General features: G+C 60.4%; 9 protein-coding genes. All 9 read right to left on the minus strand.

Going from position 1 to position 9,356, the window contains the following annotated elements; genetic code table 11:
• Window positions 1–128: 128 nt before the first annotated feature.
• Window positions 129–905 (minus strand): SDR family oxidoreductase, encoded by a 777-nt coding sequence (locus EJA70_RS02940; RefSeq protein ID WP_158829486.1) that lies wholly within the window; start codon window positions 903–905, stop codon window positions 129–131.
• Complete coding sequence (locus EJA70_RS02945; protein ID WP_158829488.1) at window positions 902–2,113, minus strand: O-succinylhomoserine sulfhydrylase; 1,212 nt, start codon at window positions 2,111–2,113, stop codon at window positions 902–904. The genes EJA70_RS02940 and EJA70_RS02945 overlap by 4 nt, the downstream gene beginning before the upstream one ends.
• A 148-nt stretch (window positions 2,114–2,261) precedes the next feature.
• Window positions 2,262–3,767: an amidophosphoribosyltransferase gene (gene purF / locus EJA70_RS02950; protein WP_007913462.1), complete on the minus strand. Its 1,506-nt coding sequence runs from the start codon at window positions 3,765–3,767 to the stop codon at window positions 2,262–2,264.
• A gap of 41 nt (window positions 3,768–3,808) precedes the next feature.
• Window positions 3,809–4,369 (minus strand): CvpA family protein, encoded by a 561-nt coding sequence (locus tag EJA70_RS02955; protein ID WP_008083218.1) that lies wholly within the window; start codon window positions 4,367–4,369, stop codon window positions 3,809–3,811.
• 98 nt (window positions 4,370–4,467) lie between these two features.
• Window positions 4,468–5,115 (minus strand): SPOR domain-containing protein, encoded by a 648-nt coding sequence (locus tag EJA70_RS02960; RefSeq protein ID WP_158829490.1) that lies wholly within the window; start codon window positions 5,113–5,115, stop codon window positions 4,468–4,470.
• The gene (gene folC, locus EJA70_RS02965; RefSeq protein WP_158829492.1) at window positions 5,099–6,406 is read right to left on the minus strand and encodes a bifunctional tetrahydrofolate synthase/dihydrofolate synthase; all 1,308 of its coding nucleotides are present in this window, start codon (window positions 6,404–6,406) and stop codon (window positions 5,099–5,101) included. Before folC ends, EJA70_RS02960 begins: the two co-directional genes overlap by 17 nt.
• Entirely contained in the window at window positions 6,403–7,323 is a 921-nt protein-coding gene (accD, locus tag EJA70_RS02970) for an acetyl-CoA carboxylase, carboxyltransferase subunit beta (RefSeq protein ID WP_008083214.1), read from the minus strand. The genes folC and accD overlap by 4 nt, the downstream gene beginning before the upstream one ends.
• 356 nt (window positions 7,324–7,679) lie before the next feature.
• Window positions 7,680–8,300 carry a phosphoribosylanthranilate isomerase gene (locus tag EJA70_RS02975; protein WP_158829494.1) on the minus strand — a complete coding sequence of 207 codons (621 nt, stop codon included), beginning with the start codon at window positions 8,298–8,300 and terminating at the stop codon, window positions 7,680–7,682.
• A gap of 65 nt (window positions 8,301–8,365) precedes the next feature.
• Window positions 8,366–9,190 carry a tRNA pseudouridine(38-40) synthase TruA gene (truA, locus tag EJA70_RS02980; RefSeq protein WP_045123178.1) on the minus strand — a complete coding sequence of 275 codons (825 nt, stop codon included), beginning with the start codon at window positions 9,188–9,190 and terminating at the stop codon, window positions 8,366–8,368.
• Window positions 9,191–9,356: the final 166 nt, after the last annotated feature.

Genomic DNA, 9,356 nt, shown 5'->3' on the forward strand with positions numbered 1-9,356 from the left:
CAGGATTGAAGTTTTTTTCAAAAACAGTTTTTAGCGGCAAGCTTCAAGCTACGAGAAAAAGCAAGAACACCCAAAGCAGCACACCACGGTCACGCTTCAACTTGCCGCTCGAAGCTAGAAGCTGCCTTTCACTGCTCGTAAATCATCTTCTTGGTCATGCCGCCATCGACGACGAATTCCTGCCCGGTGACAAACCCGGCATTTCTCGACAGCAACCAGGCGACCATCGCCGCCACATCTTCAACCGTCCCTACCCTGCCCGCCGGATGCTGAGCATGATCGGCATCGGCCAAAGGCTCGGCTCGACGCGCAGAAGGATCGCGCGCATCGATCCAGCCCGGGCTGACGGCGTTGACGCGAATCTCCGGCCCCAAGCTGATCGCCAGCGCATGCGTCAGCGCCAGCAGTCCGCCCTTGCTCGCCGCATACGCTTCGGAGTCGGCCTCCGACTGCCGCGCACGGGTCGAGGCCAGATTGACGATCGAACCGTTGTGCGCGCGCAAATACGGCGCACAGTGCTTGGCCAGCAACATCGGCCCACTGAGGTTTACCGCCAGCACGCGATTCCAGTACGCCAGATCGAGGCTTTCCAGGGTGATGTTGTGCGGATCGGCCACCGCCGCGTTGCACACCAGCGCATCGAGACGACCAAACTGCCCCAACACCTCAGCAACACCCAGCGCCACCTGGCCCTCATCGGCAACGTCCATGGCGATGAACCAGGCGTTTTCGCCCAGCACCTTCGCCACTTTCGAACCACGTGCGCGATCCAGATCGGTCAGCACCACCTGCCAGCCTTCGCTGATCAGCCACGCCGCAATCCCCAGACCGATACCGCGCGCGGCACCCGTGACCAGTGCAACGCGGCCATGGGTACCTGCTGTTGGCGTCGACAACTCGATCACAGCGCTGCCAGACCGCGCGCCAGATCGGCTTGCAGATCCGCCACATCTTCCAGACCGACCGCGATACGGATCAGGCTGTCGCGAATACCCGCTGCCTCACGTTCCTGCGGCGCCAGACGGCCGTGGGAGGTGGTGCTCGGATGGGTGATCGTGGTTTTGCTGTCGCCCAGGTTCGCCGTGATCGAAATCAGGCGAGTGGCATCGATAAAGCGCCAGGCGCCCTCTTTACCGCCCTTGACCTCAAAGCTCACCACCGCACCGAAGCCTTTCTGCTGACGCTGGGCCAGCTCATGTTGCGGATGGCTCTTGAGCCCGGCGTAATGGACTTTCTCGATACCGTCCTGCTGCTCCAGCCATTCGGCCAGTTGCTGGGCGTTGGCGCAGTGCGCCTTCATCCGCAGATTGAGGGTTTCCAGACCCTTGAGGAAGATCCACGCGTTGAACGGGCTCAACGTCGGGCCGGCAGTGCGCAGGAAGCCAACGATTTCTTTCATCTGCTCGCTGCGACCGGCGACCACGCCGCCCATGCAACGGCCCTGGCCGTCGATGAACTTGGTTGCCGAGTGCACGACGATGTCCGCACCCATTTTCAGCGGCTGCTGCAAGGCAGGTGTGCAGAAGCAGTTGTCGACCACCAGCATCGCGCCTTTGGCGTGAGCGATTTCCGCCAGCGCGGCGATGTCGACCAGTTCAGCCAGAGGGTTAGACGGCGATTCAACAAAGAGCAATTTGGTGTTCGGCTTGATCGCCGCATCCCAGGCCGACAGGTCAGCCAGCGGGACGTAATCGACTTCCACACCGAAACGTTTGAAATACTTCTCGAACAGGCTGATGGTCGAACCGAACACACTGCGCGAGACCAGCACGTGATCGCCGGCACTGCACAGGCTCATCACCACTGCCATGATCGCCGCCATGCCGGTTGCGGTCGCAACGGCCTGCTCGGCGCTTTCCAGCGCAGCAATGCGCTCTTCGAACGCGCGTACAGTCGGGTTGGTGTAGCGCGAGTAAACGTTGCCCGGCACTTCGCCGGCAAACCGCGCAGCGGCGTCGGCAGCAGTGCGGAACACGTAGCTGGAAGTGAAGAACATCGGATCACCGTGCTCACCTTCCGGCGTACGGTGCTGACCGGCACGTACGGCCAGGGTATCGAACGCTACGCCTTCAAGGTCGCTGTCCAGCCGACCGGCATCCCATTCCTGACTCATGCTGTCACTCCTTGCCCTGTTCTGAAATAGATACAAAACCGGCCCGGAGGCGTGATGCCTTTGTAGGAGCAGGGCTTGCCCGCGATGGCGCCTCTGACAGCGCCAAAAGCTTCGCGGGCAAGCCTTGCTCCTACAGGCCGGTGATTACTTAGTTGTTGTACAGATCGATGATCGCACTGACCGCCTGGGTCTTGATCTTCGAGGAGTCGTTCCGCGCCTGCTCGATCTTGTTCAGGTACGCCTCGTCGACGTCGCCGGTGACGTACTTGCCGTCGAACACTGCGCAATCGAAGTTCTCGATCTTGATCTTGCCGCCACCGACCGCTTCGATCAAGTCAGGCAAGTCCTGATAGATCAACCAGTCAGCACCGATCAGATCCGCTACGTCCTGAGTCGAACGGTTGTGCGCGATCAGTTCGTGGGCGCTTGGCATGTCGATGCCGTAGACGTTCGGGAAGCGTACTGCCGGAGCAGCCGAGCAGAAGTAGACGTTTTTCGCGCCGGCTTCGCGGGCCATCTGGATGATCTGCTTGCAAGTGGTGCCACGCACGATTGAGTCGTCGACCAGCATCACGTTCTTGCCGCGGAATTCCAGCTCGATGGCATTGAGCTTCTGACGCACCGATTTCTTGCGAGCCGCCTGGCCCGGCATGATGAAGGTACGGCCGATGTAACGGTTCTTGACGAAACCTTCGCGGAATTTCACGCCCAGGTGGTTGGCCAGCTCCAGGGCCGCGGTACGGCTGGTGTCAGGAATCGGGATGACCACGTCGATGTCGTGCTCTGGACGCTCGCGCAGGATCTTCTCGGCGAGTTTCTCACCCATGCGCAGACGAGCCTTGTAGACCGACACGCCGTCGATGATCGAATCCGGACGCGCCAGGTAGACGTGTTCGAAGATGCACGGGGTCAGGGACGGGTTGGTCGCGCACTGACGGGTGTGCAGCTTGCCGTCTTCAGTGATGTAGACCGCTTCGCCCGGGGCCAGGTCGCGAATCAGGGTGAAGCCGAGCACGTCCAGCGAAACGCTTTCCGAGGCGATCATGTACTCGACGCCTTCGTCGGTGTGACGCTGACCGAACACGATCGGGCGGATGCCGTGCGGGTCACGGAAACCGACGATGCCGTAACCGGTCACCATGGCGACTACCGCGTAACCGCCAACGCAACGGTTGTGCACGTCGGTCACCGCGGCAAACACGTCTTCTTCGGTCGGTTGCAGCTTGCCGCGCTGGGCCAGTTCGTGAGCGAACACGTTCAGCAGCACTTCCGAGTCGGAACTGGTGTTGACGTGACGCAGGTCGGATTCGTAGATCTCTTTGGCCAACTGTTCAACGTTGGTCAGGTTACCGTTGTGCGCCAAGGTGATGCCGTAAGGCGAGTTGACGTAAAACGGTTGGGCTTCAGCCGAAGTCGAGCTGCCCGCGGTCGGGTAACGGACGTGGCCGATGCCCATGTGGCCAACCAGGCGCTGCATGTGACGCTGTTGAAACACGTCACGCACCAGACCATTGTCCTTGCGCAGGAACAACCGGCCATCATGGCTGGTGACGATACCGGCAGCGTCCTGGCCGCGGTGCTGGAGCACGGTTAGCGCGTCATACAGCGCCTGATTGACGTTCGACTTACCGACGATACCGACGATGCCACACATGCGACGCAACCCCTACTTAATGGATCTGAACTGAACAACACTCACTGAGGCGTTTTCGCCGACGGCAAGAGTTGCTCCTTGAACGGAAGATCAGCGGGTACGCTGATTCCGCTGGCAAGCCACTGACTGCTCCACCCGAGGATCAGGTTTTTGGACCAGTCGGCGACCAATAGAAACTTGGGAACGAGCTGGGATTCTTTCCACCACCCGTCCTGCTGTACCGGCCCCAGGCTCAACAGCCCGACCGCCACGACCACCAGCAACACGCCACGCGCTGCGCCGAAGGCCATGCCGAGGAATCGATCGGTCCCGGACAACCCGGTGACGCGAACCAACTCGCCGATAAGATAATTGATCATTGCGCCCACGATCAGTGTGGCGACAAACATGATGGCACAGCCCGCGATCACGCGAGCCGATGGGGTTTCGATGTATCCGGCGAGGTACTCGGACAATGAGCCACCGAACATCCAGGCGACGGCTCCTGCGATGATCCAGGTCACCAGCGATAATGCTTCCTTGACGAAGCCGCGGCTCAAACTGATCAAAGCGGAGATGGCGATGATTGCAACGATCGCCCAGTCAACCCAGGTAAATGGCACAGTGCAGCCTACAGACGGATAAGGCGGCGCATTTTAGCAGAGCGCATGCCTCTCGGTAAGCTGCGATTGTCAGTGCATTTCAATCGAAGCGATAGTTTTTAGCCGCGCTCAGGCTGGAAACGCACGACAAACCCTTTGAGGTTCTGCTGACGACCCAACAGATCACGCAGACGATCGGCTTCGGCGCGCTCGATCAGCGGCCCGACAAACACCCGATTCTTGCCATCGGCGGAACGGATATAGGCGTTGTAACCCTGGCTGCGCAGGGTTTTCTGCAGGCTTTCGGCACTGGCGCGGCTCGACAGACTGGCCAACTGCACCGACCAGCTTACCGACAGGCCGTTGGCATCGACGCGACTTTGCGTGGTGTCAGGCTTGGACGAGGAAGCTGTGATTGGCTGAGCAGGCGCCGGAATCGGTTTGGCCACCGCAGGCGGCGCAGCGGGCTTGGCGATCAAAATAGGCGCAGTCGGTGCTGGCGCTGGTGCTGCAGGCGCCATGTCTTGCGCAACTTCTTCATCCGTCGGCACCGGCTCTTGCGGCAGGGTTTGCGGCTCGGGCACGGCCACCGTTTCCATTTGCACCTGTGGCACCAAGGGCGCCTGCGGAGCGGCCGGCGCGTCGACAGTCACCTGACGCTGCTCATCCTCACGGGTAAACAACATCGGCAGGAAAATCACCGCCAGCGCCACCAGCACCAACGCGCCAACCATGCGCTGCTTGTACGCTTTATCCAGCAAAGCCATTTGCCGCTTCCTCCGTGGAGCGCCGGGCCAGCCATTGAAGGGCCTCGGCGACACAATAAAATGATCCGAACAACAGAATCTCGTCGTCGCTGGTCGCTACGGCGCACTGCCCTTCCAGCGCAGCCGCGACACTCTCGTAAGACGTGACCGACGCGCCAAGGTTCTGCAATGCCGTCTGCAATTCAGCCACCGGGCGCGCACGCGGCGAATCCAGCGGCGCCACCGCCCAGTGCTCGACACTAGCATTCAATTCGCCGACAACACCATCCAGATCCTTGTCGGCCAGCAGACCAAACACCGCCAGGCGTTTGCCCACCGGCGGCCGCGCGGCCAGACGACGGGCCAGATACTCGGCAGCATGCGGATTGTGACCAACATCCAGCAACAAATTCAGGCGCTTGCCGTTCCACTCGAACGAGCGGCGATCGAGACGACCGACCACGCGAGTCGCCTGCAAAGCAGCGACGATCTGCTGCGCATTCCACGGCAAACCAAGCAACAAGTAAGCCTGCAACGCCAGCGCAGCGTTTTCCATCGGCAGATCCAGCAGCGGCAGGTCAACCAGCTCAACTGCCTGTCCTTGCGCATCGGTACCGCGCCATTGCCAGTGCTGATCAGTGATGCCGAGGTCGAAATCACGACCCCGCAGGAAGAAAGGACAGGCCAGCTCACGCGCCTTGTCGAGCAACGGTTGCGGCGGATTCAGATCGCCACACAGGGCAGGCTTGCCCTGACGGAAGATCCCGGCCTTCTCGAAGGCCACGGATTCACGGGTGTCGCCCAGATAATCGGCGTGATCGACGCCAATACTGGTGACCAGCGCGATGTCGGCATCGACCACGTTAACGGTATCCAGACGCCCGCCCAGACCGACTTCAAGCACCACAGCGTCAAGTTTTGCCTGTTGAAACAGCCAGAACGCCGCCAGGGTGCCCATTTCGAAGTAAGTCAGGGAAGTGTCGCCGCGCCCGGCCTCGACCGCAGCAAAGGCATCGCACAACTGCGCGTCAGTGGCTTCGACGCCATTGAGCTGCACCCGCTCGTTATAACGCAGCAGGTGCGGAGAATTGTAGACACCAACGCTCAGGCCCTGCGCCCGCAGCAAGGAAGCCACGAAAGCGCAGGTCGAACCCTTGCCGTTGGTACCGGTGACCGTAATCACCCGAGGCGCCGGCTGGCCCAGCCCCATCCGGGACGCTACCTGTTGCGAACGCTCCAGGCCCATGTCGATGGCCGACGGATGCAACTGCTCAAGGTAGGCGAGCCATTCGCCAAGGGTGCGCTCGGTCATAGGCCAGCAGGGACCGGTGGAACCACGATCGGCTCGATTGGCGCGGCGACGAATTTCGGCGTCGGCTTGCCAGTCATTTGTGCCAGCAGATTACCCAGACGCGGGCGCAGTTCCTGACGGTGGATGATCATGTCGATCGCGCCGTGTTCCAGCAGGAATTCGCTGCGCTGGAAGCCTTCCGGCAGTTTTTCACGCACGGTTTGCTCGATAACGCGCGGACCGGCGAAGCCAATCAGGGCCTTCGGCTCACCGACGATCACGTCGCCAAGCATCGCCAGACTGGCGGAAACACCGCCGTAGACCGGGTCGGTCAGCACGGAGATGAACGGAATGCCTTCTTCACGCAGACGCGCCAGTACCGCCGAGGTCTTGGCCATCTGCATCAGCGAGATCAGCGCTTCCTGCATGCGCGCACCGCCGGAAGCGGCGAAGCAGATCATCGGGCAGCGGTTTTCCAGCGCGTAGTTGGCGGCACGTACAAAGCGCTCACCAACGATGGCGCCCATCGAGCCGCCCATGAAGCTGAATTCGAAGGCCGAAACCACCACCGGCATGCCCAGCAGGGTGCCGCTGACGGAGATCAGTGCGTCTTTTTCGCCGGTCTGCTTTTGCGCAGCGACCAAACGATCCTTGTACTTTTTGCCGTCGCGGAATTTCAGACGGTCAACCGGCTCCAGATCGGCGCCCAGTTCGTTGCGACCTTCGGCATCGAGGAAGATGTCGATGCGCGCACGTGCGCCGATGCGCATGTGGTGGTTGCACTTGGGGCAAACGTCCAGGGTCTTTTCCAGCTCTGGACGATACAACACCGCCTCGCAAGACGGGCATTTGTGCCACAGACCTTCAGGGACCGAGCTCTTCTTGACCTCGGAACGCATGATCGAAGGGATCAGTTTGTCTACTAACCAGTTGCTCATGCTTTCTTTCTCCAGTACCGGCGGCCCGAACGCTCTGGTTCGCAGCCCCGCGTATGCCCTTCAGCTAAATTCATGTGTGTGGCGATGGTGGATGAGTGGCCACGGTCAGCGCGAAACATGACCTGCGTGCCCTTCACAAACCCTCAGCCGCGCCTGCTTTGTGCAAGTGCATTGATGGACGGCGGCAGACTGCCAGCCGTCACATCAATATCGGCACCACCGCTCTGTAGGAGCGTGTAGGAGCTGACGAGTGCAACGAGGTTGCGATCCTTTGAACTTGTTTTTTTACGATCAAAAGATCGCAGCCTCGTTGCACTCGTCAGCTCCTACAGGCTCCTACAGGCTCCTGCAGGTTCCTATTTGTCTTTTACTGCTTTGATAAATGCGCGGATCTTTGCGTGATCCTTGATGCCTTTGCTCGCTTCCACCCCGCCACTGACGTCTACGGCATAGGGTTTTACCCGGGCCAAGGCGTCCGCAACGTTTTCCGGGGTCAGGCCCCCGGCCAGAATCAACGGTTTGCTCAAAGCTTGCGGAATCAATGACCAGTCGAACGCCTCACCGGTTCCGCCGGGCACACCTTCGACATAAGTGTCGAGCAGCACGCCACTGGCGCTCGGGTAGGCATCAACGGCGGCCGCAATGTCATCACCGGCCTTGACCCGCAGCGCCTTGATGTACGGACGATGCCAGCCTTCGCAATCTTCAGCGACTTCATCACCATGGAACTGCAGCAAATCCAGCGGCACGGCATCGAGGATTTCCCCCAACTCGCAGCGGCTGGCGTTGACGAACAGGCCCACGGTGGTCACAAACGGCGGCAACGCCTGGATGATCGCTCGTGCCTGCTGCACGCTGACCGCACGCGGACTCTTGGCGTAGAACACGAATCCGATCGCATCCGCCCCGGCCTCGACGGCGGCCAGCGCATCTTCTATGCGGGTAATCCCGCAGATCTTGCTGCGAACGGCAGACATGTCGAGAAAAACTCCAAGCTAAAATCCGGGAAAGTCCCGGATGGTAACAAAAGCGTTCGTGGACGTCAGCCGTCAAGTTCCGAGAAGCCCGTGAGGAAATGCGGGCCGATAAAACGCTCGGGTAACGGGAACTCGTCGTGATACTCGACCTGCACCAGATACAAACCGTACGGATGCGCGGTCACCCCACCGGAACGGCGCTCACGACTTTCCAGGACTTCTTTCATCCACTCCACCGGGCGCTCGCCAGCACCGATGGTCATCAGCACGCCGGCGATGTTGCGCACCATGTGATGCAGGAAAGCATTGGCGCGGATATCGAGCACGATCATCTTGCCGTGACGGGTCACGCGCAGATGATGCATCTTCTTGATCGGCGACTTGGCCTGGCACTGACCGGCGCGGAACGCACTGAAATCGTGAGTGCCGATCAGGTATTGCGCGGCCTCGGCCATGCGCTCGACGTCCAGCGGACGGTGGTTCCAGGTGATTTCTTCGTTGAGATGCGCCGGGCGGATCTGATCGTTGTAGATCACGTAGCGATAACGCCGGGCGATGGCTTTGAAGCGCGCATGAAAATGCGCCGGCATCACCCGCGCCCAACTGACGCTGATGTCATGGGGCAGATTGATGTTGGCGCCCATGACCCAGGCTTTCAGCGAACGATCGACCGTGGTATCGAAATGCACCACTTGTCCGCAGGCATGCACGCCGGCGTCGGTGCGCCCGGCGCACTGCAAGGAGACCGGCGAATTGGCGACTTTCGACAGGGCTTTTTCGAGCTCTTCCTGCACCGTTTTCACACCGGTCAACTGACGCTGCCAGCCGCTGTAGCGCGAGCCTTTGTACTCAACGCCCAGCGCTACGCGGTAAAAGCCCTCGGGGGCCATTTCGGCGACCGGGTTATCTATGTTTGCCAAGGTGGGACAGCCTGCTGTTTTTGCAAAGGCGGGCATTATAAGGCTGTGGTTCAGGGATGCCAGTTTGAAGATCAAAAGATCGCAGCCTTCGGCAGCTCCTACAAGGGAATGCGATCTCATGTAGGAGCTGCCGAAG

Origin of the sequence: Pseudomonas sp. PB103 (assembly GCF_009764635.1) — a bacterium.
Lineage (GTDB): Bacteria > Pseudomonadota > Gammaproteobacteria > Pseudomonadales > Pseudomonadaceae > Aquipseudomonas.

What these genes read in the sequence shown, in the direction of transcription:
- EJA70_RS02945 (WP_158829488.1), bottom strand. Translation starts at nt 2,113, where the DNA reads ATGAGTCAGGAATGGGATGCCGGTCGGCTGGACAGCGACCTTGAAGGC.
- purF (WP_007913462.1), bottom strand. Translation starts at nt 3,767, where the DNA reads ATGTGTGGCATCGTCGGTATCGTCGGTAAGTCGAACGTCAATCAGGCG.
- EJA70_RS02960 (WP_158829490.1), bottom strand. Translation starts at nt 5,115, where the DNA reads ATGGCTTTGCTGGATAAAGCGTACAAGCAGCGCATGGTTGGCGCGTTG.
- folC (WP_158829492.1), bottom strand. Translation starts at nt 6,406, where the DNA reads ATGACCGAGCGCACCCTTGGCGAATGGCTCGCCTACCTTGAGCAGTTG.
- accD (WP_008083214.1), bottom strand. Translation starts at nt 7,323, where the DNA reads ATGAGCAACTGGTTAGTAGACAAACTGATCCCTTCGATCATGCGTTCC.
- EJA70_RS02975 (WP_158829494.1), bottom strand. Translation starts at nt 8,300, where the DNA reads ATGTCTGCCGTTCGCAGCAAGATCTGCGGGATTACCCGCATAGAAGAT.
- truA (WP_045123178.1), bottom strand. Translation starts at nt 9,190, where the DNA reads ATGGCCCCCGAGGGCTTTTACCGCGTAGCGCTGGGCGTTGAGTACAAA.